The 23,271-nt window shown below is 55.2% G+C and carries 22 protein-coding genes, 1 tRNA gene and 1 pseudogene; 17 read left to right on the top strand and 7 right to left on the bottom strand.

What is annotated here, in order from left to right; all coding sequences use genetic code 11:
* The first annotated feature begins 1 nt into the window (after position 1).
* Positions 2-778: an MltR family transcriptional regulator gene (locus B3I26_RS19870; RefSeq protein ID WP_296260158.1), complete on the top strand. Its 777-nt coding sequence runs from the start codon at positions 2-4 to the stop codon at positions 776-778.
* On the opposite strand, the gene B3I26_RS28955 is transcribed toward B3I26_RS19870, so the two are convergent.
* Positions 727-993, bottom strand: coding sequence for a gp19.5 family protein (locus B3I26_RS28955; protein WP_409521943.1), 267 nt, complete (start codon positions 991-993; stop codon positions 727-729). The genes B3I26_RS19870 and B3I26_RS28955 overlap by 52 nt on opposite strands.
* 387 nt (positions 994-1,380) lie before the next feature.
* On the opposite strand from B3I26_RS28955, the pseudogene B3I26_RS19865 reads away from it, so the two are divergent.
* From B3I26_RS19865 to B3I26_RS19850, 4 genes and pseudogenes are all read left to right on the top strand, one after another.
* Positions 1,381-1,653, top strand: a pseudogene (locus B3I26_RS19865) (PAAR domain-containing protein); the annotation flags it as partial.
* A gap of 622 nt (positions 1,654-2,275) precedes the next feature.
* Entirely contained in the window at positions 2,276-3,265 is a 990-nt protein-coding gene (locus tag B3I26_RS19860) for a hypothetical protein (protein WP_296260156.1), read from the top strand.
* Positions 3,265-4,356, top strand: coding sequence for a hypothetical protein (locus tag B3I26_RS19855; protein WP_296260154.1), 1,092 nt, complete (start codon positions 3,265-3,267; stop codon positions 4,354-4,356). Before B3I26_RS19860 ends, B3I26_RS19855 begins: the two co-directional genes overlap by 1 nt.
* A complete protein-coding gene (locus B3I26_RS19850) occupies positions 4,353-5,018 on the top strand; it encodes a hypothetical protein (protein WP_296260153.1) in 666 nt (221 codons plus the stop codon). The genes B3I26_RS19855 and B3I26_RS19850 overlap by 4 nt, the downstream gene beginning before the upstream one ends.
* A gap of 130 nt (positions 5,019-5,148) precedes the next feature.
* Here the strand turns inward: B3I26_RS19850 and B3I26_RS19845 are convergent, their stop codons facing one another.
* The 5 genes from B3I26_RS19845 to B3I26_RS28950 form a co-directional block, all read right to left on the bottom strand.
* Positions 5,149-5,709: a virion core protein, T7 gp14 family gene (locus tag B3I26_RS19845; RefSeq protein WP_422662648.1), complete on the bottom strand. Its 561-nt coding sequence runs from the start codon at positions 5,707-5,709 to the stop codon at positions 5,149-5,151.
* A gap of 10 nt (positions 5,710-5,719) precedes the next feature.
* Positions 5,720-6,238, bottom strand: a complete 519-nt coding sequence (locus B3I26_RS19840) for a phage protein Gp13 family protein (RefSeq protein ID WP_296260151.1) — start codon at positions 6,236-6,238, stop codon at positions 5,720-5,722.
* A gap of 193 nt (positions 6,239-6,431) precedes the next feature.
* Entirely contained in the window at positions 6,432-6,938 is a 507-nt protein-coding gene (locus B3I26_RS19835) for an HNH endonuclease (protein ID WP_296260150.1), read from the bottom strand.
* A 284-nt stretch (positions 6,939-7,222) separates the two neighbouring features.
* Complete coding sequence (locus B3I26_RS19830; RefSeq protein WP_296260149.1) at positions 7,223-7,552, bottom strand: hypothetical protein; 330 nt, start codon at positions 7,550-7,552, stop codon at positions 7,223-7,225.
* 646 nt (positions 7,553-8,198) lie between these two features.
* Entirely contained in the window at positions 8,199-8,549 is a 351-nt protein-coding gene (locus B3I26_RS28950; RefSeq protein ID WP_409521949.1) for a BRO family protein, read from the bottom strand.
* 1,176 nt (positions 8,550-9,725) lie between these two features.
* Between B3I26_RS28950 and B3I26_RS19825 the strand changes: the two genes are divergently transcribed.
* From B3I26_RS19825 to B3I26_RS19815, 3 genes are all read left to right on the top strand, one after another.
* Positions 9,726-11,216, top strand: coding sequence for a methyl-accepting chemotaxis protein (locus B3I26_RS19825; RefSeq protein ID WP_296260147.1), 1,491 nt, complete (start codon positions 9,726-9,728; stop codon positions 11,214-11,216).
* A 132-nt stretch (positions 11,217-11,348) separates the two neighbouring features.
* On the top strand, positions 11,349-11,840 hold the full coding sequence (locus B3I26_RS19820; RefSeq protein ID WP_296260146.1) for a hypothetical protein: 492 nt from the start codon (positions 11,349-11,351) through the stop codon (positions 11,838-11,840).
* A gap of 136 nt (positions 11,841-11,976) precedes the next feature.
* Positions 11,977-12,492 carry a cytochrome b gene (locus tag B3I26_RS19815; RefSeq protein ID WP_296260144.1) on the top strand — a complete coding sequence of 172 codons (516 nt, stop codon included), beginning with the start codon at positions 11,977-11,979 and terminating at the stop codon, positions 12,490-12,492.
* Positions 12,493-12,907: 415 nt separating this feature from the next.
* Here the strand turns inward: B3I26_RS19815 and gabP are convergent, their stop codons facing one another.
* On the bottom strand, positions 12,908-14,299 hold the full coding sequence (gene gabP / locus B3I26_RS19810) for a GABA permease (protein ID WP_296260142.1): 1,392 nt from the start codon (positions 14,297-14,299) through the stop codon (positions 12,908-12,910).
* 420 nt (positions 14,300-14,719) lie between these two features.
* Between gabP and B3I26_RS19805 the strand changes: the two genes are divergently transcribed.
* The 9 genes from B3I26_RS19805 to B3I26_RS19765 all read left to right on the top strand — a co-directional run bounded on the left by B3I26_RS19805 (position 14,720) and on the right by B3I26_RS19765 (position 23,137).
* Complete coding sequence (locus tag B3I26_RS19805; RefSeq protein WP_296260141.1) at positions 14,720-15,493, top strand: ABC transporter ATP-binding protein; 774 nt, start codon at positions 14,720-14,722, stop codon at positions 15,491-15,493.
* Between the two features lie 13 nt (positions 15,494-15,506).
* Positions 15,507-16,271 (top strand): ABC transporter substrate-binding protein, encoded by a 765-nt coding sequence (locus B3I26_RS19800; RefSeq protein ID WP_296260139.1) that lies wholly within the window; start codon positions 15,507-15,509, stop codon positions 16,269-16,271.
* 54 nt (positions 16,272-16,325) lie between these two features.
* Positions 16,326-17,021, top strand: coding sequence for an ABC transporter permease (locus B3I26_RS19795; RefSeq protein ID WP_296260137.1), 696 nt, complete (start codon positions 16,326-16,328; stop codon positions 17,019-17,021).
* Positions 17,018-17,707 carry an ABC transporter permease gene (locus B3I26_RS19790; protein WP_296260135.1) on the top strand — a complete coding sequence of 230 codons (690 nt, stop codon included), beginning with the start codon at positions 17,018-17,020 and terminating at the stop codon, positions 17,705-17,707. The genes B3I26_RS19795 and B3I26_RS19790 overlap by 4 nt, the downstream gene beginning before the upstream one ends.
* A gap of 168 nt (positions 17,708-17,875) precedes the next feature.
* A complete protein-coding gene (locus B3I26_RS19785) occupies positions 17,876-19,111 on the top strand; it encodes a methyltransferase (protein WP_296260133.1) in 1,236 nt (411 codons plus the stop codon).
* Positions 19,112-19,377: 266 nt separating this feature from the next.
* Positions 19,378-19,453: transfer RNA gene (locus tag B3I26_RS19780), tRNA-Thr, on the top strand.
* A gap of 173 nt (positions 19,454-19,626) precedes the next feature.
* A complete protein-coding gene (locus B3I26_RS19775; protein WP_296260132.1) occupies positions 19,627-20,946 on the top strand; it encodes a tyrosine-type recombinase/integrase in 1,320 nt (439 codons plus the stop codon).
* Positions 20,947-21,875: 929 nt separating this feature from the next.
* On the top strand, positions 21,876-22,856 hold the full coding sequence (locus B3I26_RS19770; protein ID WP_296260130.1) for an integrase domain-containing protein: 981 nt from the start codon (positions 21,876-21,878) through the stop codon (positions 22,854-22,856).
* Positions 22,853-23,137, top strand: a complete 285-nt coding sequence (locus B3I26_RS19765) for a hypothetical protein (protein ID WP_296260128.1) — start codon at positions 22,853-22,855, stop codon at positions 23,135-23,137. The genes B3I26_RS19770 and B3I26_RS19765 overlap by 4 nt, the downstream gene beginning before the upstream one ends.
* Positions 23,138-23,271: the final 134 nt, after the last annotated feature.

Raw genomic sequence — 23,271 nt, 5'->3', positions numbered from 1 at the left:
CATGGCTCTGGAACCCAGTGATTCGTCACAGGAGCGGCACGCGTTCAGCGATTTTAACCGCCTAAATTCCATGCTTCGAGACCTTGACGAGCGTGCATTAGTTTTGACTCTTGCGGCTTTTGCCGAGGACACCTTAGGTGCCTTACTGTTAGCGTTCATGATCCCGAATGAAGCATCCAGCCGCCTCGTCGAGGGCTTTGACGCGCCTCTTGGCACCTTCTCGTCCCGTATAAGGGCTTGTTATGCCCTTGGCTTGATTCACAAAGGCCACTACGACGACTTGGAGCATCTGCGCAAGGTCCGCAATAGGTTCTCTCATACTTGGGAACCCATTTCCTTCGCGGACCCTTCTATTACTGGTCACATCAAAGCTTTGCGTTATAGCAGGCTTGAAGAGAGATACCCGGATACACTTCATCGAAAGCTGATGACGAGTTTACAAGGCGTTTTAATCGAGCTGCATATATCTATCATAGGTATGCCAAGCGGCAATATGGCGAAGCCCAAATACCCCAACCTAATAACAAACTTTCCCGGCGAAACGTTCGAAGCGCAGCTTTCCTACGCAGCGGATGAGGTCGCCAAGGTCGTGCGGGAACACGCAGCTTCTGAGGCCGATGAAAAGGTGTTTTTCGACGGGAGATTGTGGGTCTTGATGAGTCGGCTCGGAAAGTTCATAGCGGGGGTTCCCATAGAAGGGCAATATGCTGTCCATGAACTGATCCGTCAGGTAGAAGCGCAGCTGGATGGCCGTCCGAACCCTAACAAGCTCATGTAGTCACTATAAAGCGCGGTATAACGCACGGTGGTAATTATCACATCATCAGCACAGCCACCGAGTAGAACACAGACGACATTCCCAAAGGCTTCGCCCAGAGGACCACCTTGGCTAACTCCAAGAGTGACAAGGAGTAGACCAAGAAATCGGTAGGTGACACGATGGGTAGCCAGAGTGCGGAGTACAGCAACACAGGTCTTCCACCGTGTAGTCATCGCATAGCCCTCCTGCATGTGAGGTAGTTATTGGTCAATTGATATTGATGGCCACAGAGGACACCAGTGAAAGACCTTAATGAGGAGGCTCTGTGAGTAACCTTAAGTCCCCTCTGCTTATAGTGAGTGTTTTTAAATGAGTGCTGGCAGTGACCGGACATCCCTGTCCAGTCACACCCATACCAGCGCAGATAGAAACTTAGTAGGACCGTGGAACCTCCCCTCAGTTTTTTACTGTGAATCTGCTCAATGGAATTTTCCGCAGCCCCCACTGTTCGAGATTGAGACTTTTCCTACAGCACCTCCTACGCACTTCCGGTAACCGGCCATGCGCCAGCTTAAAGGGTGGCTATTGTTCATGAACGAAATACGCAAGGACGACGTTTGATGATTTCTTCTGCTCGACTGGGCGACAAACACGTCTGCCGGTTACCGGGCCACGGCACGACCCCTATCGCTTCTGCAAGTAGGAACGTAAACATCAACTCTATGAGCTCTGGACGTGTTGGTAATACCTGTGGATGTCGGGCAGTTATCACTACAGGTTTCCCCTCTATACAAGTGAATGGCCGTCCAATGGCCCACTTAGGGAGCCCTACAAGGCATGGAGGGATAGTCATTACGGTCTCAGGCGATGGAGGTGGCGGCGTCGCCATGGGGACGCTGGTGCGACCATTCACGCCTAAATGGGGGGGTACGATAGGCGTCTATCTTATGAGATCGGCAGGACAGACACATTCAAAACGGCGCCTGTGGTAATCGCTCGTCTGAAGCAGTGTCCGGGGAAACCAGACCCTTCCGTCCATAAGGCCGCTGTCGGCGCACATGAATGGCGAGAAAGTCTCCTTTGGCACCAATGCGAAAACGCTCAATGCCAGTCGGGCAGTTTTATATACCTTGGTGGGTCTGTTGACAGCTTGGTATGTAACGCTGCCGAGGGCAGTCGTAAGTTACCCCAAGGATGACAAGGAGGAGCTGCGCTATAGCTGGCAGACCCAGCCTAAGCCCCCCGGGTAGACTGCGCGGGATGCAACGACCCGTGCCAAGCTGGCAGAGAGCCTCTCAAGCATTCGCGAAAACGTTAGCATCTCAGAGAAAACCTGCGACAGATCGCAAAAGGCACGGGCGTTTACAACGCACCCTATACTCCTCTCAATGCATCCTGTCGTTAAGCACGTGCCCCACAATTCTGCTCCATAACCTGTTTACATTGAGAGCGTAAAGGTGCTCATATGCTTTACTTTGGATTTGCCCAAATCAGGGTGCCCGCTAAGGAGGAGCTATGTCGGAAACAGTCAATATTGGCGAGGTTGCTGAGAAACTATCTGCGGATATCTTTAAGCACTTCCTATGGAGCATGAACCCAAAATGGAATGAGAACTTCCGTTGCTCCAATCCAAACCATAAAGACTCGGACGGGGGCCCAAAAAGTTTACATCCCGGTGACGTACTCTTCTCGTACGAAGACCCCTATTTGGGTACAAAAACGTATTTACATACGGACTTGAAGAGCTACGAAAAAAAATCAATTACCAAGACAAAAATGCGGGACGCCTTTAAGTCCCTTGCAATTACCATAGAGTGCGCACGCGACTCTGACTCGTGGAGAAAACTATACTCAATCGATCAATCGGAAGACTACGAAGTCAAAGGACTTCTTTTTGTCCACAATCACGACCATGGTTACCAGAAAAGTTTTTATGATGTGATTGAAAAAATCGGATTTGACTCAATTACTATTCCACCAAACGTCTATATCCATTACCTCGGCCCACAAGATATTCAACGACTTTACAGTATCGCGAACGACTTGATACGTTTAATTCACGATAAAGAAATGTCAGGCGATTACACATTCTATTACCCTGATCTGGTGATGAGACGTCGACAGGGGGACGTGTGGGCCCAACCAGCGACTATAGAGGCGTTAACAAGTCCTTACTTAATTGTTCAGCACAAAGGCGCCGACAAAGCCGAACCCGGCTACATCGTCTACTACAACAGACCTGGCAGCACCCCTTCCGAGTTCGAGTATTTCCTTGATAGCCTTTCAAGATATCAAATGCTGGAATCAGGGAAATCTCTTCAAGTCCGAGTTACGTGCGCGGCGCCAGACAAGGATATAAAGAGCAACTTTAATACAGCGAAGATCAAATACGCAAAGGCTTGGGGATTCGAACCCGTTCGCCAGACAGTTTTAGACGCGATAACGTTTACTCATGTGACAGCAATTACAGACGCATACAATCCGGGCTGGATGGGGTGGCGGTAATGAAAGCGAAAAGATTTGGGCCAGCAATTTACTTCGCCTCAGATAAAAACATATTTGATGCTCTCGTCCAACACGGAGTAGACGCCCCCACGATTACGACTCTATTCGAACGAAGAAACATAATAGCCTCCAAAAAAACTCCGCGAGACGATCTTGCAGAGTACTTCTCACGCTTGACGCACGATTATTATGACCATAGAACTATTTCCGAAAGACTTGGAAGCCCCTCTCGCCGCGAGCGAACGACTTCGATGGATCTGGTCGGAAAAATCGATCCTGAGAGCCTCCGTCTTTCCCTCGAAGAAATAAAAAAAGAAATTACCGCCGCTGGCGACACAGCTCATATCTCCCGAAACGGAGACAACTTTTCCATTAATATTCAATACTCTTTAATAGACTACAAGAAAACAGAGTTCTCACAGGTACAAGTTAAAGATGGCGTCATTGAGTTCATCCCTACGTCTGAAGGGTACTTAATACGCAACGCTCAGAATGAGTTCATGAACACTGTCAGAGATGAGATAGTCACGAAAGTCGATAAAAACAATATTGAAGACTTGGAAATAATCACAGTATCACTCTTTGAGATTACAAACCCAAAACTAAGAACGCAGTTCTTCATTGACCTCATAAACGGACTTGAAGGCTTCTCACGCCGAGACGTGTCAGACGTTTACGTTTACAAGCCAAAACCCCTTAGGGATGGCGGTGAAGAGTTAACATCAGATGACGATGAAACACATATTGAGAAAGTTCTTCTGAAAGGTAACGGCGTCACACGCTCAGTCATATTATTAGACCTGACCGGCACGAACGAATACTACATTGTAAAAATAGGTTGGACTACGCAACGAAAATTAGGAAATGGGGACATTTTTGAGATCGAGGCGCTTTTTAGCGATCCAAAAGAGTGCACTGGATTCTCGATCCTTCTGAAGGGCATCTACCCCTACGTCAATGGAAAACGAGGAAAAAGACGCTCGCCGTTAAAAACGGAAATTGACGAAATTTCTCGATTAATTGAATCCTCGGCAAGGTCCCTGACGACGAAGATGAAAGTTACTTCTACTGACGGAGGAAGCAAATCATGATTTCTCGGTACAAATGGTATGAGGTCCGCCTGCCAAGCTCGGTATCCGATTTCTTGAGTAGCCTTCAGAATCAAAGCTACCTTCCTGATGCATCGTCTGGATTCATAGTAAACTCGTCAGAGCTCAGATTCAGATATATTTGGAGGTCTTTTATAAACACCACAAGCTTAGATATAGAAGGAAACCAAGAGCATCAGGAGTTCTCTACAATAAACTATCAAGAGATTCAGATAATAGGCGATAAAAAGCTATTTTTCAGGGCCGAGAACCCTGCCCGCTCAACTCGAGAACTGATGAACTCATTAGAGAAAATATCAGGATTCGGGTTCGCATGCCAACAAAAGACAATTACAAACGAGCACATATTATCTGCTCTTGAAATCGTAGAAACGAAAAAGCTTAATAGCATTAAGGTTTCTGGCGCAATTTCAAAAGCAAAAGCACTTGCCAGAATCGAACTCGTATCCAAAGACGGGCTTGACCTGCAAAAAATAGACTTCTTAGATGATGGTGAATTTACAGTCGATGCTGCCTCTTACGAGGTCATATATAAGGGTATCAGGGGGCAAATAGGATTCTCGAAGACTGGAGCGTGCAAAATAAGCGGCCAGCTCAGCGAGTTCTTATTAGCACGAACGGAAACCGTAATCCTGAATAACTGACAACCTTGTCAGATCACTAAACAGGATGCAGAGAATAGCATAGTTACTGGTGCCCCTGCTTTCCGAATTTGGCCGGGGCAACGGTCCCATTCCATGCAAGAGCAAACTCTATTCCTCCACGCTAACTCTCTTAATTATTTTTATGCTTTGCGTTGCGCGATGCACTCATGCTTTCACCCTGTGCGTACCCGGCACCGCCTGCCGAAACGATGTTCAATGCGTTGGCGATGTTGTTCACCTTGTACTTGTTACCACCCAGACCACGTACAGCGGCCTTGGCGTTCTCAGAGCTGCCCACGCGATTCGCGAAGATCGCTTGATAGTCGCGGGTGTAGTTATCCGTGATGTTCATCGCTTGGGCTGAAGAGTCGTTCGCGACTGAGTTCTTGAGGCGGCCCATTGAGTTGCCTGCAAGGCCGGACTCACCGATGGCCGCATTGATGGTCCCTTGGTTGCGGATGCTCTGAAGGTTCACTTCCGTGAGCTGCCTACGGGCTTCGTCCTGCTTATCCACGGTGGCAAGCTTTTGATCGTTCTCTGCGAAGTTGGCCTGTTTAACCACTTCGTTCTGCTGCTTGCGCTCGTTGTCGGTCATTTGGCCTTTAGCCTTGGCGCTGTCCGATGCACTCATAGCCGCGCTTGCCGCTGCGAGGATTGTCATGGTGGCGATACCGCCTGTTGGGTCACACATAGATAACCTCCTATAGCCAGAATTGTTTGAAAGGGAAGCCAGCGGGACTAATCACACAGTCGGTGTGGAAGGTTGCCCCAAGGGCTTCCAAGAGGCGTAAGTGAGCTTTGTTCCCGACTGACACCAGATTTGTGAAAGGCGTCTCGAGTGGCGACTCACGCTTTATGGACGCCAGATAAGTTTTAAGTATTCGATAAAATCTGAATCGTTCGGATACGGGTAGTCCGTTGACGATGTTTGTAGTGACAAACCAGATTCCTCCATTGGCGTGTCCCCCAATTGCTAAAACCTGACCATTGGACCTGATCGCCTGAGTGGTCTCATCGAGCGCGCCTGTGAGTACGGCCATAATGTTGCGACCAGACTGCATAGCCTCAAAATCAGCAAGGTCCCCGTGAGAAAGATTGTTTGAGGCTTCGACCAAATCATCAAGAGTGGCTTTCGTTACGCGCATTTGGGGTTCTTCGATAGGGGAGTGATTGCAGGCCCCTCTGACGGCTATGTGATCTTTGCCGGTATTGTTGTTCATTAAGTGATTTTCCTTTTGTCTGACTTCCCGCCGACATCCCAAACCAGTTCAAAGCGCCCACACTCAGGGCACCGGCTGGGTTCGGAAAGTCAGACAGAAAGAAGCTTTGAATGAGATAAGCGCACAGGGCTGTCGGGCCTCTGTGGATTCCAGAGATGGCGCTTTCAGTGAGGGTTTTTAAATATGATCAAGGTTAGGCCCGTGCGAATTCACCGTGGTGCCGCGATCTTAAAGACTTCAAATAGCACTCAGCCGCCTTGAGATTCGCCAGTACTACCACGTGACGTTCACCTTCAATCGACAGGCTAACTTCGTATCCCCCATTTGAAGCGGTACTGATGCCTTTAGGAAGGCCTGAACGCTTGGGCTTCCCTCTGGCATTCAAGAGATTCTGCTGGTGAGTGCATAGCCTCAAATTCGAAACCCGGTTGTTGAGAGGGTCCCCATCGATATGATCGACTAAGAGAGAGCCGGGGTCAGTTTGGTGCTGCATGAAGTAAATGATTCGATTCGTCCTGTAGAACTCATTTTGAAACTTCAAGCGCCAGTACCCGTCCGTCCCACGGCTCAGGACCGGGCCGACTTTGCCATTAGGACCTTGGGTTGCTCGTATACGGGTTAGGCCGGATGGGCTTTCAGCGTCAATCTTATAAAATGTTTCAAGTGCTTCCAGCAGTGGCATTGCTTTAGGTATTTGCATTCCTTCCTCCTCATGAGACCCAGAGTCGGGATTGCTCTGGTTATAGTGAGGGGAACTACGTAGCTCGGTGGCCTGCCGTCTTCTTGCGTCGAGACCTTGCGAATCTGTTCGGCCATTGCCAGGACTACGCGGGGCATCGGCTTGTCAGCCACGAGGCGGTCAAAGCCAGCGGCTCGGGCTACCTGTGTCGCTACGAACAAAAGGTCGTGCTCAGGTGTATTCCTGAACTGTGAATGGAATGCTTGGTTATTCTTGTAGTGGGTGTTTTTAATCCTGCATCGCACTCAGGCCTTTCGAATCGCATCAGCAAGCGCCGCTCGGTCGCCTGCATGCCTCGCTCGTAGCACCACGCCGAGCGCAGCGTCACGGGTCAGCTGAGTGAACATGAATTGCCGCTTAAGGGAGTCCTCGTAGATAGCCTCTTGCGCAATGACAGGCCCACCGACCATGCGCCAAGTGGTCAATCCCTCAGCGTCCACGGCGGATTCAAAAAGGCCCAGTTCAACGAACTCGATGAGAGCAGCGGTCAGGCTTACCCTGAGGTCAACGTGGCGCCTCTTGGGTGTCGCTTTGGCAATGGCGAGGCTGTCAGTTATAAAGCGCGGAGCAGGCATTGTGGTCTCTCTCGGGAAGCGTTAAGCCACTCAAGATATACGACCATCGCTCGTAGACACAGCATTTACTTTCAGCGCGAGTTGTGATGGCCTACTTAGCCGAAGACGCTTTCGGGTTTACCCGATACGAACCGCTATGTACTTTGGCTGCTCATCTGAGCGGCATACGGCGTACTGCACGTCGCTATCTACAGGCTCCCCGGTAAGGGCCTTAATCATGCTCTGAACGTTCTCCCCATCCGCACATTCGGCATCCTGAGGAACCTCAAGGATTTCAGTTCGAGTAGCCCCGCCAACGGTCCAAGAGCGCTTTGCGACCCACTTCCATGATCCTTTACCGTGATAATCGTCGTAGTCGTCGCTGTACTCCATCGAGACGTAGATCGCTGGCTCAGAGGTGGTTGTGAAGGAGCCAGTCAGACGCATTGCAGCGGGTTTCATAGAGCAATGGGAAGTGCTTTGGGAATCCATGAGGCAACCTTATAATATGTGAGCAATACTCGTTTATTTAGGCGCGCACTTTACGATCGCTTCAAACCTGTGTCAACGATTACTGCTCACACAATCAGCAAGGTTCTGCATTGCGTTCCATATAGGTGCCGAGGTTTACAAGGGCTGTAGGGCCGCTACGTATTGGTATACATCTTCAGCTCATCCATGACGCTCTGAGCGATTGGATTAGTGGACTGTTCGGCGTCGTACTTGCCTGTCTGCGGATGGTCGGCAAGACCTCCTCAGTGACACACTTGCGGAACGGCTCAGATTGAGGCGCTCGGCCACGCATGAGCATGTCGTAGGCTTCAGGCTCGGAGAACATCACGGTGGTGCTGGGTAGAGCCCGCCCAAGTTCGTCCGAAGGGACTTTGAGACTAACCGCACAATCTGCGATCAGTGGCGCGAGACGCCCACCTTTAGGGTGGTAACGGCGCTCCTTGGTAACGGCGTTGGCAGGGTCTTTCAAGCCAGCCGCACGGGCTTCCTGAGTCGCTACGAACAGAAGGTCGTGCGGCTGGGATGCCGGTCAATACGTCCAGCTCGATGCCCTAAAATCCAGTTCGGCTATTCCTTTTTCCAGTTAGCAATTGACAGTTTCTTCTTGTCAGATTCAGGAAAGCAGACATTGAGCTCAATGGGCCCAGTGATTTCGGTGATTCGGAAAATGGTGATCCGCTCAGAAATGCTCTCAGCATGACCCAGCATGGTTCTTAAAATTTCGTCCAATACAGCGATTTCATCTTCAGTATCGGTCTCTCGATTCGCCTTATTGCGCCTGCTACCGGGCGATTTGATGGGTTGCTCCGACTGACTTTTTTTATGACCGAGATGAGCTCATCCACTGAACGAGACATGCCTGCGGCATGGCCCTTAGGTGTCACCATCATGGTAATCGTAAGAAAGTCAGAGGAGATGTCACACCACATGCTCTCGATTCGCTCACCGGAATCGATTGGCCCGACAGTGTAGGTAATGCGCTCCACCTGCTTCCGGTCACGGCCAGCGAGCATAAAACTGAGCCACGTAATGCGCTTCCCGGCTGGTCTCTCAGCTACCTCCTCAACTGCTTCCATCTGAAATTCCATTGTTGTGCCACGCCCAGATATCTAAGGGAAAAAGGGCTTGATCCGACAGTCACACGAATTGCCAAGACTACGGAATGACCAGTAATCGACAGATTACTATAGCAATTCACCAACCCATCCAGCGGGCGGAGCGTGTGCTGCTGCCCCGTCATTGGTCATTGATATGAGTACACAGGACGGGTACACTTCACGACATCGAAGGGGCCTGAACCCCTTGATTTTACTGGGTTTACCGCACTCATGCCCGTGTCGGCGGTTCGATTCCGTCTCTGGGCACCACTAATTAATTTCAGGTGGTGCCAAAATCACCCGAAAGCCCACAAGAAGCCCGCTCAACGCGGGCTTTTTGTTGTCCGTCATTTCGTTCCTAAAAATCCTCACGCATCGTCTGCTTCGATTCAACTGAAGCATCGAGCCTTGCCTTACAGCGCCGGACGGTCACCCGGGCTTCTAAAGTGTCGCCTTGCCGGGCCGATAACCGATTCGAATATTGGGCCTGCAACATCCTGAACAGCAGAGTGCTCCAGGCATACGCGATGTTCTCGTTGTGTCATACGCCAGCGTGCCTGGCTTCTCCCGTGGAATGAGAACGAATGCCCGCCCATCCTGGTTTTCTCGAGCACTACCGTAAAGCCGACCGCATCATGCTGGCGCTGATCTGGCTGATGTTCCTCTTCTCGCTGGGCCTGGCGTTCTGGCACGACACGTTCAAGCAGGCTTTTTGGGTGGGCGGCGGCACCAGCGTGCTCCTGACGGTGCTCTATCGCGCGTTCTGCGCAACAGCGTTGATGCGCTCGTGCCTGGCCATTGGATTGATGGTCATGGTTGCGCTGCACATCAATCAGGCCGAGGGTGTCGTTGAAGCTCATTTCGGCATCTTCGCTTTGTTGGCAGTGTTGACCTTCTACCGCGACTGGTTGCCGATTGTGGTTGCCGCAGCAACGATTGCCATCCATCACGTTCTTTTTCAAATCCTTCAGCAGAGCGGCTTTCCGGTCTACGTCATGGAGCACCACGTTGGCTGGGAAATGATCGTGGTTCACGGGTCCTACGTCGTCATGGAGACAATCGCTCTTGTTTATCTGGCGGTGCATAGCAAGGCAGAAGCAGTAGAGAACCAGGATATACTGGAAAAAATGCTCGCGGCCACGTCCCGACTGATGGTCAATTCCGGTGACGGACACACAGCGGATCTAACCCTCGCGGGCCGCTTCGATCAATTCCTGATGCAGATAAGTGCCTTGATCGAGGGTGTTGGTCGCGATTCACACGCGCTGGTGGAACTGGGCCAGGAACTGGCCAGGGCCAGCGATACACTGGAAAACGGCGCCAGGCATCAACTGGGGGAAATTGCCCAGATGACAGGTTCGATGCAGCGCATGGGGGACGCGATGGAGCATGCTGTCGGCCATGTCGAGGACGCTGCCGCACATGCAGGCCAGGCACAGACTCAAATCACACGTGGACAGGAGAGTGTGGCCCGAGCCCAGCATGAAATCACCCGGCTGGCATCGCGGATCGCCGCTACCAACGAAACCGTGCGAACACTGGCGACCCAGGCGGAGCAAATCGGTAGCGTTCTGGAAGTCATCAGCAGCATTGCCCAACAGACCAACCTGCTGGCCCTTAACGCCGCCATCGAGGCCGCGCGTGCTGGCGAGCAGGGCCGAGGATTTGCTGTCGTCGCCGATGAAGTCAGAGGCCTGGCGCAGAGAACCGCAGTCTCCACCAATGAAATCAAGACCATCATCGAGGCCTTGCAGCAAGGCAGCCTTAACGCCGCCCAAGCCATGAACGACAGCCGCGAAGGAGTCGAGCGGTGCGTGCAGGACAGCCAGTTGGCCGTGGCAACCTTGCAGGCAGTGGGCAGCGACATTTCGAATATCGATCAACTCAATCAGCGCCTCGTTGCCATGACGCGCGAACAATCCGCCGTGAGCCTTGAGATTGTCGGGCGGCTGGAGGCAGTGCAAAGCATTGCTCAAGGCACTGCCGACGACGTCGCAACCCTTGCCCTGAGCAGTCAACACCTGCCCCCCATCGCCCTTCGCCTGGAGGCGCTGAGTCATACGTTTCAACGGTAATGCGTAACCGGCCTTCTGCTCGCTGAATTGCGCCGAGAAGCCTACGAAGAATGCCCCCAGACCTAATACACTACGCGCCCGATCATTGTTCACCCATGAAAATGGCTGCACCGCACAAAGGAACTCGCCCCCATGGCCTCTCCAGACAAACAGCAAAAACGCGCCCAGCGGGCCAAAGCCAAGGCCAAGCAGAACCGTTCGGGCAAGGGCAAGCCAAGCGCGGTGCACCCGGTGCTTAATCATGCATTTGTTAACGAGCCGTTCGACGATGTCGCGATTGACCTCAGCACTTTCGACTTCAAGGACATCATGGAGAACGGCTTCGAGCCCGCCGACTACGATGACCTGTTTGAGGCGATGAAAAAGGCTGAAGCGATCAGCCTGCTGGCGATGTGCGTGGTTTTCCTGCAATACCCGGTGCTGGAACTGGTGATTGCAGAGGAGGAAGAAGACCCGGCCACTGATTTCCTGATGGCCTTGTTGATCACCTATCGCGGCATCTTCCATGAGGAAGAAGAAGACGTCACCGTGGAGTGGCTTGGCAGCGACACATTCCAGGATGCCTACAACGAAGCCTCCGATATCTTGCAGAGGAAAAACGCACGCGACGCAGGTCGTCGGTGACACGCCCTTTTTAATTTGCATGACCCCGGTCAAGACGGTAGCTTTGCGCCACCACGAGAATGCAACTCCTTCTCAATAAAGGCCGGCCGTTTTGACCCATCTCTCTCCCCCTTCGTCCGCAACGCCAGCGGACGCAGTGAGTGCTTACTCCAAACCCCGGATTGTCCTGCACTGGCTGTCTGCAGGGATCATCCTCTGGGCAACCCTCAGTGGCTTCGGCGTGGCGCTACTGGACCAGAGCAATCCTTTTCGCCACTGGGTGGAATCAGTCAACCCACACGTCACCAGCCTCTTCATCCCCTTTTTCACCTGGCGCTTGTGGTTGGCCATCAAGAGTCGGCCTCGGCGCGCACAAGCAAAGGCCCACGAGCGGCTCGCCAGCGCAGCGCACAAGGCGATGTACGCTGCTATTACCGGGGTTTTGATCACTGGCGTACTGATGATGAGCCACCCCGTCACGCTGCTCGCCGTTTTACCGCTGCCACAGCTTGTCCACTCACAGATCGCGCTGACGCAACTGCATGAACTGCATCATGTGCTGTGCGCGATTCTGGCGGTGCTGGTGGCGTTGCATCTGGCGGCGGTGGTGATGCATCAGGTACGGGGGAAGTCGGTGCTGGCAAGGATGAAAGTAAAGCCTGTCGCTGGTTAATGTGCGCAACGGCACTACCGAAGCATGGCGATTGCGCGATGCCATGGGCCAGGAGCAACGGCTGCCACGACAGGCACGTCTGCGGCTGAGCGACTTGGCAGCGGTAAAGGACGTGGCAGGTATGACTGCACGCCTGCGCGCCACATCAATGCACTGATCAAACGCCTGACATTACAGAAGACGGTGCCGGGCTGACCGTCATGCCTCGCCACGTGGGCGGGGGCCTGGGCCGCACCGCTTACCGTCGCAACGCAGTGCAGAACCCGGAAGCGCACACACGTTGTCTCGCGAGCAAACCGCGCAGCGCCGGGGAAGTTGCGAATGGCAGTACTGGAGCGATTATCAAACAAAAAAACGGCCGCCATCATTGCTGATGGCAGCCGCCTTTTCTCACCGGCGAAGCCGACTCAATTCATCAATTGAGCACGACCTTCCCCGCTTTCGACGCCTTGCGGCGGCTCGACACGATCAAGCCCGCAGCGACGACCAAAATGCTCAGCAGGCCCGTGGCGATGATTTCCATGCGGTGGCCTTCCTGGAACAGCATGATGGTCAGCACGGCGACGATGAACACAATCACCGCCCAGGTCAGGCCCGGGAACAGCCACATGCGGAAGTCGATGGACTGGCCTTCGGCTTCGCGCTTGCGGCGCATGCGCAGTTGCGAGATAGCGATCACCAGGTACACCAGCAGCGCGATGGCGCCGGAGCTGGCGAGCAGGAAGTCGAACACCGCTGCGGGCGCAACATAGTTGGCAAATACGGCAGCGAACGCGGCTGTCGTCGACAGCAGCACGGCCCAGTAAGGGGTGCCGGCTTTGCTGGTGCGTTGAGAAACAGCGGGGGCATCGCCACGCTTGCCCAGAGAAAACAGCATGCGCGAGGCGGTGTACAGGGCAGAGTTCAGGCAACTGGTAACGGCAACCAGCACGACCAGGTCGACGATCAGCTTGGCGTTGGGGATACCCATCAGATCGAGCACGGTCTGGTACGAACCGACTTCAGCCAGACGACTGTCATTCCAGGGCACCAGCGCCACGATCAGGAAGATCGACACGAGGTAGAACAGGCAGATGCGCCAGATCACCGAGTTGGTCGCCTTGCTGATCTGCTGGCCCGGATTCTTTGATTCAGCCGCCGCGATGGTGACGATCTCGGTACCCATGAACGAAAACATGGTGGTCAGCATCGCTGCCAGCACCGCGCCCATGCCATTGGGCAGAAAACCCTGAGTGTCGTACAAGTGGCTGATTCCGCTGACCTCGCTGGTTGGCAGCAGGCCGAACACGGCAGCAACCGCCAGCACCACGAAACCGATGATTGCCAGGACCTTGATCAACGCGAACCAGAACTCGAATTCACCATAGTTCTTCACGCTAAACAGGTTGGTAGCAGTCAGCAGCAGCGTGATGACCAGAGTGAACGCCCAGATGGCGATATTCGGGAACCACGCATTGAGGATGGTCGCAGCGGCGTTGGCTTCCAGCGGAATCACCAGCACCCAGAACCACCAGTACAGCCAGCCAATGGTAAAACCTGCCCAGTGACCGATCGCGCGATCCGCGTAAGTCGAGAAAGAGCCGGTATCAGGCGATGCGACCGCCATCTCGGCCAACATGCGCATTACAAGGACGACCAGCGTGCCGGCTGCAGCGTAAGCCAGCAGAACCGCTGGGCCCGCTTCGGCAATGGCGTGGCCGGAACCGACGAAAAGGCCTGCGCCAATCACACCTGCGATGGAAAGCATGGTGATGTGCCGCGATTTGAGCCCTTGATCGAGGTTTGAAGAGTTTGGGGTACTGCTCATGTAAGCAACCTTTAAGGATTTTTATACGGATCAGGACGTTTTGCGAATATTCGTAAAGAGAACGCAACAGCCCTGTTATTTATTTTTTACGCAAAAACTACGCCAGAATGTTTCACAAGCGACGTCGTGCGTGGATATGCCCGTTACGCAAGCCTTCAGTAAGTGCCTGAGCGAAATAGCGTTTCGCCATTTCTGTAGGGGGTGTTACCGAGCGCTACAGGATAGAGACGTTTAGTCGCACCGAAAATACACATAAATCGAAATACAGCACCAAATGAGCGCATAAAACTGACCTCTCATCAGCCGGGTGGCCGAAACACCCTTCCACGCGGCGTTTAAAGCTGGCACCATCGCGCCCTTTTTGCGCATAGGCAGCCCCGACTGCCATACGACATTAGTAGCGAAGAGATGAGGTCCGACATGGCCGAGGCGACGCCTGCCCTGGAAATCCGCAATTTGCATAAGCGCTACGGTCAGCTTGAGGTGCTCAAAGGCATTTCGCTGAGCGCACGGGACGGCGATGTGATTTCGATTCTGGGCTCCTCCGGCTCCGGCAAGTCAACGCTGCTGCGTTGTATCAACCTGCTGGAAAATCCCCATGAGGGTGAAATCCTCGTTGCCGGCGAGGCGCTTAGACTCAAAGCTAATCGCAAAGGTGAACTGATCGCTGCCGATCATCGTCAGATCAATCGCCTGCGCAGCGAAATCGGTTTCGTCTTTCAGAATTTCAACCTATGGCCTCATATGAGCGTGCTCGATAACATCATCGAAGCACCACGGCGCGTCCTGGGCCAGAGCAAGGCCGAGGCCATCGAAGTGGCGGAAGCGCTGCTGGCCAAGGTCGGGATTGCCGATAAACGCCATGTGTACCCGGCGCAGCTGTCCGGTGGTCAGCAACAGCGAGCAGCCATTGCCCGCACGCTGGCGATGCGGCCTAAAGTGATCCTGTTTGACGAGCCGACCTCTGCGCTGGACCCCGAAATGGTGCAGGAAGTGCTTAACGTGATTCGGGGCCTGGCCGAAGAAGGCCGGACCATGCTGATGGTGACCCACGAAATGAAGTTCGCCCGACAGGTCTCCACGGAAGTGGTTTTCCTGCATCAAGGGCTGGTAGAGGAACAAGGCTCGCCACAGCAGGTCTTCGACGACCCGCGGTCGGCGCGCTGCAAACAATTCATGTCCAGCAATCGCTAACGGAGCAACATCGATGCAGACCCTGAAAAACATTCTGTTGGCCGCTGCCGCCACTCTGGTCATGGCCTCCACCGCTTTTGCCGACGAGACCCTGAAGATGGGCATCGAGGGGGCTTACCCGCCGTTTAATAATAAAGACGCCAGCGGACAGGTCGTGGGCTTTGACGTTGAAATCGGCAACGCTCTGTGCGCCAAGATGAAAGTCACCTGCGAAGTGGTTACCTCCGATTGGGACGGCATCATCCCCGCCCTCAATGCGCAAAAGTTCGACTTCATCATCTCCTCGATGTCGATTACAGAAGAGCGCCAGCAGGCCGTGGATTTCACCAACCCGTACTACTCCAACAAGCTGCAATTCATCGCGCCGAAGTCGACCAATCTGACCGGCGACGCAGCAGCCATCAAGCAAGCCCTGAACGGCAAAACCATTGGCGCTCAGCGTGCGACTCTCTCTGGTACCTGGCTGGAAGACAACTGGGGCGACGACGTTACCCTCAAGCTGTACGACTCGCAGGAGAACGCCTTCCTGGACCTCACCTCCGGTCGCGTCGACGCGCTGCTCGGCGACAAATACGCCGCGTACGAGTGGCTGAAAAGCGATGCTGGCCAGAATTTCGAGTTCAAGGGCGAGCCACTGTTTGGCGACGACAAGATCGGCATTGCCGTGCGCAAGGACGATCCACTGCGCGAGAAGCTGAACACCGCGCTCAAAGAGATCATCGAAGACGGCACCTACAAGAAGATCAATGACAAGTATTTCCCGTTCAGCATTCTCTGACCGCCAACGCCGCCTGCTCATGCGGGCGGCGTCTGCCCCCTACCAAGCAAAGCCATGAACCTCGACCTCCAAGGATTCGGCCCGGCCCTGGCCGCCGGCATGCTGATGACCCTCCAACTCGCGCTGTCTGCTCTGTGTCTCGGGCTGGTCCTGGGCCTGCTCGGCGCGCTTGCCAAGACCTCACCGAGCCGCGCCCTGAATTGGCTCGGCGGCAGCTACTCGACACTGGTGCGCGGCATTCCTGAATTACTCTGGGTGCTGCTGATTTACTTCGGCACCGTCAGTTCGATGCGCGCCATCGGGCATTTTTTAGGCATCCCCAACCTGTCGCTCAGCGCGTTTGCGGCGGGCGTGATTGCGCTGGGCCTGTGCTTCGGTGCCTATGCCACGGAAGTGTTTCGCGGCGCCATGCTCTCGATCCCCAAAGGCCACCGCGAAGCGGGCCTGGCGCTGGGCCTGTCGCGCTCGCGCATCTTCGTCAAGCTGGTACTGCCGCAGATGTGGCGCATTGCGCTGCCGGGGTTGGGCAACCTGTTCATGATCCTGATGAAAGACACTGCCCTGGTGTCGGTGATCGGCCTTGAAGAGGTCATGCGCCACGCGCAAATCGCCGTTACGACCACCAAGCAGCCGTTCACCTTCTATATGGTCGCTGCGTTCATGTATCTGGCGATGACCGCGCTGTCGATGGTCGGCCTGGCGTGGCTGGAGCGGCGTGCATCGGTCGGGTTCGTAAGGAGTGCGTCGTGAGTTGGGAATTCGTCCTCAAATGGCTGCCAAAACTGCTGCAGGGCGCCACCCTGACGCTGGAGCTGGTAGCCATCGCCGTCGTAGCCGGGCTGATTCTGGCGGTGCCCATGGGCATCGCTCGTGCATCACGCAACCCCTGCGTGCGCGCCCTGCCCTACGCCTACATTTTCTTCTTCCGTGGCACGCCGCTGCTGGTGCAGCTGTTTCTGGTCTATTACGGGCTGGCGCAGTTCGACGCCGTCACGCATAGCGCGCTATGGCCTTACCTGCGCGACCCGTTCTTCTGCGCGGCACTGACCATGACCCTGCACACCACCGCGTACATCGCCGAAATCCTGCGCGGCGCGATTCAAGCCGTACCCGTGGGAGAAGTCGAAGCCGCTCGCGCACTGGGCATGTCCAGGGCCAAGGCGCTGGTCTACATCATCCTGCCACGCGCCGCCCGCATTGGCCTGCCCGCCTACAGCAACGAAGTCATCCTGATGCTCAAGGCCAGCGCCCTGGCCAGCACCGTCACCCTGCTCGACATCACCGGAATGGCTCGCACCATCAACGCCCGTACCTACATGCCAGAGCAGACGTTCTTCATCGCCGGCATCCTCTACCTGCTGATGTCCTTCGTGCTGGTTCAGGGCTTCAAACTGCTGGAGCGGTATCTGCGGGTGGATGCCAGTCAAGGCCGCTAAAAGATCGGGGAGAAACCGTAGCGGCATTGCTCGCAGCGGTAGCGACTCTAAAGGCGCCACCGCCCGCGAGCTGCCACGCTACAGATAACGGCGTAGCGCCTGCAGGCGTGAGCTTGCCCGCGATTGGCCGTATGCTGCACTGCACCCCTCGACTGTCGAAACGACCCGATGCCCCTGCACACCGACGACATCCACGCCCGCTTTTTCGCGCTCGACGCCTTCCTCTGCGCGCATCAGCACTTCTGGCGGCCCAAACCCTTCACCCATCGCCAACTGCCATGGGAAGCACAACACCCAGAGCTGTCCACATGGCTGCGCCAGCGCTCACTGGAACAGGCCGAAGCGGCCCATAACCATCCCGAACGGCTCGACGCCCCGGAACCGTTCGCCGACATCGCCAGGCAGTCGAAGGCGCTGAGCGCAATAGACGCCCTGCCCACCCGCGCCCTCAATGCCACCTCAGCGCGCATGAGCGTCGATGTGCCAGGGCGCAAATGGCAACAGATCGAAGCGTTCGCCCGCAGCTTGAGCTTTCGCGCCCCGCCCACCCACTGGCTGGACTGGTGCTCGGGCAAAGGCCACCTCGGCAGACGCCTGGCTCACGACGGCCAAGCCCTGACCTGCCTGGAACACGATAAGCAGCTGGTCGATGCAGGTCATCAACTCAGCACCAAACTGGGCATTCAAGCGACTCATCTGCAGCAAGACGTCATGGCCGCAGGCGTTGCACGCCGACTGGGGCCGCACCACACTCCCGTCGCCCTGCACGCCTGCGGCGACCTTCACGTGCGCCTCATGCAACTGGCCAGCGAGGCTTACTGCCCGCAAATGGCCATTGCCCCATGCTGCTACAACCGCATCGCCAGCGATCACTACCAAGCGCTTTCAGCCGAAGGCCAAGCCTCGACGCTCACACTGTCCCTCGACGACCTCGGCCTGCCGCTCAGCGAAACCGTCACCGCGGGCGCCCGCGTGCGTCGTCAACGCGACACCTCCATGGCGCGCCGCCTGGCGTTCGACCTGCTGCAACGCCAGCTGCGTAGCATCGACGACTACCTGCCAACCCCCTCCCTGCCCAGCGCCTGGCTCGACAAACCCTTTGCCGACTACTGCCGCGACCTCGCCGAACTCAAACAACTAACTGTGCCCCTTCAGCAAAACTGGCACGCCCTCGAAGCAGCCGGCTGGCAACGCCTGGCAGAAGTACGAAACCTGGAACTGCTGCGCAACCTCTTCCGCCGACCGCTCGAACTCTGGCTCATCCTCGACCGCGCGCTTTATCTTCAGCACAACGATTACGACGTCCGCATCGGCACTTTCTGCGACAGCCACATCACACCGAGAAATCTGCTCATACTCGCCGAGCGCAAATGCCCCACCCAAAGCATCCCAACCTGTGGATAACTCTGTTGACGAAATTCCCAAGGGCGTACAGAAAACCTGCTTCGGGCAGCGGACAGGCAACTGATCATTTTTTGCACAGGCTTTAAATTTTCGAAAAAACAGTAGCTTGCGAACGAATGAGAACACTTCCACAAACCCGCCCCTGCGCGCCTCGCATTTGTCGCTGTTGTGAATAACGCTAATTGCATTGCGGCATAAGCAGCGTAAAAAAACTGAAATTAGGGCTTTACTCGACCGATCAAATCCCTATAATCAGCGCCCACAACGCCGGTATAGCTCAGTTGGTAGAGCAACTGACTTGTAATCAGTAGGTCCCGGGTTCGACTCCTGGTGCCGGCACCATACAAGGTTCCAGAGAAGGCTTTAAAAATCTCAGGAACCCATCAAAAAACCCGCCTTCTGGCGGGTTTTTTCGTTTTTGCGTTCCCTCGGATTCCGGTGAGTCCTAGTGGATTCCAACCGGTTTAAGGGTAGAGTTTGGGGTAAAGGTCACTTCGATAAAAGGGAGTACCTTTATGTCGCGCACCACTGCTCCACTCTCTGATTCGGCTTGCCGCTCAGCCAAGCCCACCGACCGCGCCTACAAGCTTTTCGACGGCGACGGCCTCTACCTTCTAGTCCAACCCAATGGTCGCAAAGGCTGGCGGCTCCGTTACGTCAAACCTGATGGACGGGAAAGACTGACCTCGTTCGGCAACTACCCCGTCAGTGGCCTAGCCGATGCGCGCCGCAAATACTTGGAAGTTAAGCGAATGCTGGCGGATGGCGTTGACCCTATAGAGACCAAGCACCAAGCCAAGGCGGAAGCCGTAATCAAAGGCAGAACCTTTGAAAGCGTTGCGCTCGACTGGCATACGGAAATGTCGGCCAAGTGGGCACCAGGCCATTCCAAGACAGTGATGAGCCGCCTCAAAACCCACGTATTCCCGCTGATCGGCGCAAGCGCCATTGTTGATCTCGACACCCATGACCTTATGCAGCCCTTGGAAGCGATCAAGAAGCGCGGAACGATCGACGTTGCTTTAAGGGTACAAAACTACCTACAGAGCATCATGCGCGAGGCAAAGCGCCTCCGGCTTATCACCATAAACCCTGCTTACGATCTCGAAGGCTCGATCAAAGCCCCGCGGTTGGTACATCGCCACGCTCTACCCTTATCGCGACTGCCGGAACTGCAAGAGCGGATCGCCACCTATAAAGGCCGGGCACTTACCCGTCTGACGGTGATGCTGTCGCTGCATGTGTTTGTACGATCCAGCGAGCTGCGTTTCGCACGCTGGAGCGAGTTCGACCTCAAGCGCGGCACCTGGGAAATACCTGACACTCGTCCAGCGTTGGACGGAGTACCCTTTTCAACGAGGGGGACGAAGATGGCCGGGGACATCCACCTTGTACCCTTGTCGCCGCAAGCCGTGGCACTGCTTGAACAGATCCACACGATCACCGGCAAATTCGACCTGGTTTTTGCCGGCGACGCCAAGCCGTGGAAACCGATGTCCGAGAACACGGTGAACGCCGCTTTGAGGACGATGGGCTACGACACCAAGGTGGACATCTGCGGCCACGGCTTTCGCGCCATGGCGTGTAGCGCACTGATAGAGTCCGGGTTGTGGTCGGAGACGGCCATCGAGCGGCAGATGAGCCACAAGGAACGCAACAACGTGCGCGCCGCGTATATCCACAAGGCCGAGTTCCTTGAGGAGCGCCGGATGATCATGACTTGGTGGAGCCGGTTTCTGGAGGCAAACCGCGAGGATCATGTGACGCCGCATGAATTTGCCAAGCAGGCGGGTGAGAACGTTACGCGCATTCGCAGTGCCAGGTGGGCCGAGTAGCCCGCCGCCCCACCGCTACAAACCCGCTGTGAAGTTACACGCCGCGCCGCATGAAGCTCCTCCCCGCGGGTCCTTTTAAACGGGGCTGCAAAGCCGCCCCGTTTAAAAGGACCGAACCGTAGAGAAAAACAGCTGGCACAGCTTAGCTTCTGTGGAAAACCAACATTGTCCACCGGGGGATAGTTTTATCCACAGGCGCTAATTATCTGAATTCAGGCCGCTTGACGACTTTTGTCCACAGGCGTAAACCAGAAATTGCAAGCGCTGCCGAGACAGCAAAATGTGGCCAGAAACCTGAAAGGTCACGCCCCTCGTGAGGCGGTTCATCCCAAGTACGATTCGCGTCCGGTAGCTCGTACGGTCACTACCCATGTGATGGATGCCTACTCAACATCGTTGCCACTACGGCAACCACCCTACCCTTCTGCCCAGCAGCAACTTACCCGCTTGGCCATTTCGTGTGCGCCAACCCTTTGCCCGTCTCTTTCTCCAGGAAAGAGACGGGCGCTCAGACCACTGCTGCAGCCCAGATAGAACGGGGCTTTGGCGCAATCCTCCTCGTGACAATCGGCGTGACAAACACCGAAGTCACCAGCAACAGCGATGTAGATGATGGTGCCGCAGGCCATGGATTGGACTGCACCTGGCTGACAGCTAGGCATGCCCCGGTCACCGCATGGCTGCCTTCACCCGACTCAGGATCTCGCGGCGCTGGTTTCGTCAGCCAATGCAGCCTCCACCCGCCCACCGGTATCGGTGCTCAGGAGGCCAGATCATGAGATGCCCAAGCTCCCGGTCGTAAGGAGCCGTAAGTCCAGCGTTAGTGGACATCCCCACAGGCCGCAGGGGCCTTGATCCCTGATAACACTCAACATTCTTGGCGGGATGACGTGGGGCAGAACTGGAGAAACGGGTAGGAGGTGTGCGGCATGGCATTAGTGGGTAGACGCGATGGTCGCAATTTCGGCTACGGCAGACAATTGAGCTACGCGGGGCCGCAGGCGCTCAAAGACATGTTTGGCAGCGGCCACTACGGCACGGTCAAGGCGCACAGTGATCGGTGGCGGGCATTCGTAAAGTGGTGCCGGTCTGAAGCGGGGCCCGGCGTCAACGATGCGCGGCAGATTGACCGCGAGGTGTTGTCGAACTATGCCGCGTACGTTCGCGGCCTGGTTGAGCACGGCGACCTAGCCATCAGCACTGCACAAAACCGGCTATCCAGTGTTAACAGGACCATGGCGGCGCTTCGCGGTGATCAGTATGTGAAAGTGCCAAGTCCGAGCAAGGCGTTGGGTATGCAGCGTACCGGGGTCCGTCAATCGGTGCCGCAGGGCCAAGATCGCGAACACATACAGCGAATAGTCGAGGCACTTTGCAGCCGCCAACAGCTAAGGGCCGCCGCGATCGTGCAGCTGACACGAGCCACCGGTATGCGTTTGCGTGAAGCCATCTTGGCTGACCTGCCACGGTTGAGCCGAGAGGCTGAAAGCTTAGCCAAGATCAACATTCAGGACGGCACCAAAGGCGGCCGCGCCGGTGCATCAGCACATCGCTGGATTGCGGTGGACGACCATATTCGTGGCGCGCTTGAGTTTGCGAAGCAGGCGTCGCCTGCTGGTAGCCGGAACCTCATTGCTTCGAACGAAAGCTACTTGAGCATTCTTCAGGAAATCGTCCGTCCTGCGCGCGACACCATTCATGCACACAAACTCAAAGGCTTCCATGAGCTACGAGCCGCGTATGCGTGTGAGCGCTACAAGCAAATTACACAACATCGCGCACCTATCAACGGTGGTAAATGTTGCCAGCTGAATCCGCGCCTCGATCATGAAGCGCGGAAGCAAGTCAACTATGAGCTAGGGCACGGTCGGATCGATGTGGTCGCTGCCTACATCGGAGGACGGACGTGAGTAAGTCATTCGATATAGAGCTGTTCCTGGCTGGCGTGCTGGTTGGTTCGCAAGCAACGCGACAACGTCATGTGCGCCAGGCAAAAATCATTCAGGTTGCAATCGCGGAGCGCTGGCACCGGGAAAACCCTTGGAATTGGCACAGGAAGCATGTGGTGTGGTTTCTTGAGAATTGCTTGAGCGAACACAGTCGGGCAACGCAGTACTACTACGTGCTGACGGTCCGCCTGCTAGCGCTACGTCTAGAAAAGTCTTGGGTTTTCAAGCTCGGAGGGGGATGAGATCCTGATAATCATGACCGGCTGCAATGGCCAAGAGCAGACAATCCGTTTGTCCGTGAAACTAACGGCGGACCAAAGGAGTATTGACTAAGGTGTCATTGGGCCGGTACAAATGAGTGGCAGTCAGTTTTTTA

The organism is Pseudomonas sp. UBA5706, assembly GCF_002419965.1.
Classification (GTDB): Bacteria; Pseudomonadota; Gammaproteobacteria; order Pseudomonadales; family Pseudomonadaceae; genus Aquipseudomonas.
Note: the sequence above shows the minus strand (reverse complement) of the source record. Positions and strands in the feature narration are given on the sequence as shown.

Excerpts from the sequence above, each read along its gene's own strand:
- B3I26_RS19800 (WP_296260139.1), top strand. The coding sequence starts at position 15,507 with ATGCAGACCCTGAAAAACATTCTGTTGGCCGCTGCCGCCACTCTGGTC.
- B3I26_RS19845 (WP_422662648.1), bottom strand. The coding sequence starts at position 5,709 with ATGTGTGACCCAACAGGCGGTATCGCCACCATGACAATCCTCGCAGCG.
- B3I26_RS19830 (WP_296260149.1), bottom strand. The coding sequence starts at position 7,552 with ATGCCTGCTCCGCGCTTTATAACTGACAGCCTCGCCATTGCCAAAGCG.
- B3I26_RS19860 (WP_296260156.1), top strand. The coding sequence starts at position 2,276 with ATGTCGGAAACAGTCAATATTGGCGAGGTTGCTGAGAAACTATCTGCG.
- B3I26_RS19770 (WP_296260130.1), top strand. The coding sequence starts at position 21,876 with ATGGCATTAGTGGGTAGACGCGATGGTCGCAATTTCGGCTACGGCAGA.
- B3I26_RS19785 (WP_296260133.1), top strand. The coding sequence starts at position 17,876 with ATGCCCCTGCACACCGACGACATCCACGCCCGCTTTTTCGCGCTCGAC.
- B3I26_RS19825 (WP_296260147.1), top strand. The coding sequence starts at position 9,726 with ATGCCCGCCCATCCTGGTTTTCTCGAGCACTACCGTAAAGCCGACCGC.
- B3I26_RS19855 (WP_296260154.1), top strand. The coding sequence starts at position 3,265 with ATGAAAGCGAAAAGATTTGGGCCAGCAATTTACTTCGCCTCAGATAAA.
- B3I26_RS19850 (WP_296260153.1), top strand. The coding sequence starts at position 4,353 with ATGATTTCTCGGTACAAATGGTATGAGGTCCGCCTGCCAAGCTCGGTA.
- B3I26_RS19820 (WP_296260146.1), top strand. The coding sequence starts at position 11,349 with ATGGCCTCTCCAGACAAACAGCAAAAACGCGCCCAGCGGGCCAAAGCC.
- B3I26_RS19835 (WP_296260150.1), bottom strand. The coding sequence starts at position 6,938 with ATGCAAATACCTAAAGCAATGCCACTGCTGGAAGCACTTGAAACATTT.
- B3I26_RS19795 (WP_296260137.1), top strand. The coding sequence starts at position 16,326 with ATGAACCTCGACCTCCAAGGATTCGGCCCGGCCCTGGCCGCCGGCATG.
- B3I26_RS19840 (WP_296260151.1), bottom strand. The coding sequence starts at position 6,238 with ATGAACAACAATACCGGCAAAGATCACATAGCCGTCAGAGGGGCCTGC.
- B3I26_RS19870 (WP_296260158.1), top strand. The coding sequence starts at position 2 with ATGGCTCTGGAACCCAGTGATTCGTCACAGGAGCGGCACGCGTTCAGC.
- gabP (WP_296260142.1), bottom strand. The coding sequence starts at position 14,299 with ATGAGCAGTACCCCAAACTCTTCAAACCTCGATCAAGGGCTCAAATCG.
- B3I26_RS19775 (WP_296260132.1), top strand. The coding sequence starts at position 19,627 with ATGTCGCGCACCACTGCTCCACTCTCTGATTCGGCTTGCCGCTCAGCC.
- B3I26_RS19805 (WP_296260141.1), top strand. The coding sequence starts at position 14,720 with ATGGCCGAGGCGACGCCTGCCCTGGAAATCCGCAATTTGCATAAGCGC.
- B3I26_RS28955 (WP_409521943.1), bottom strand. The coding sequence starts at position 993 with ATGACTACACGGTGGAAGACCTGTGTTGCTGTACTCCGCACTCTGGCT.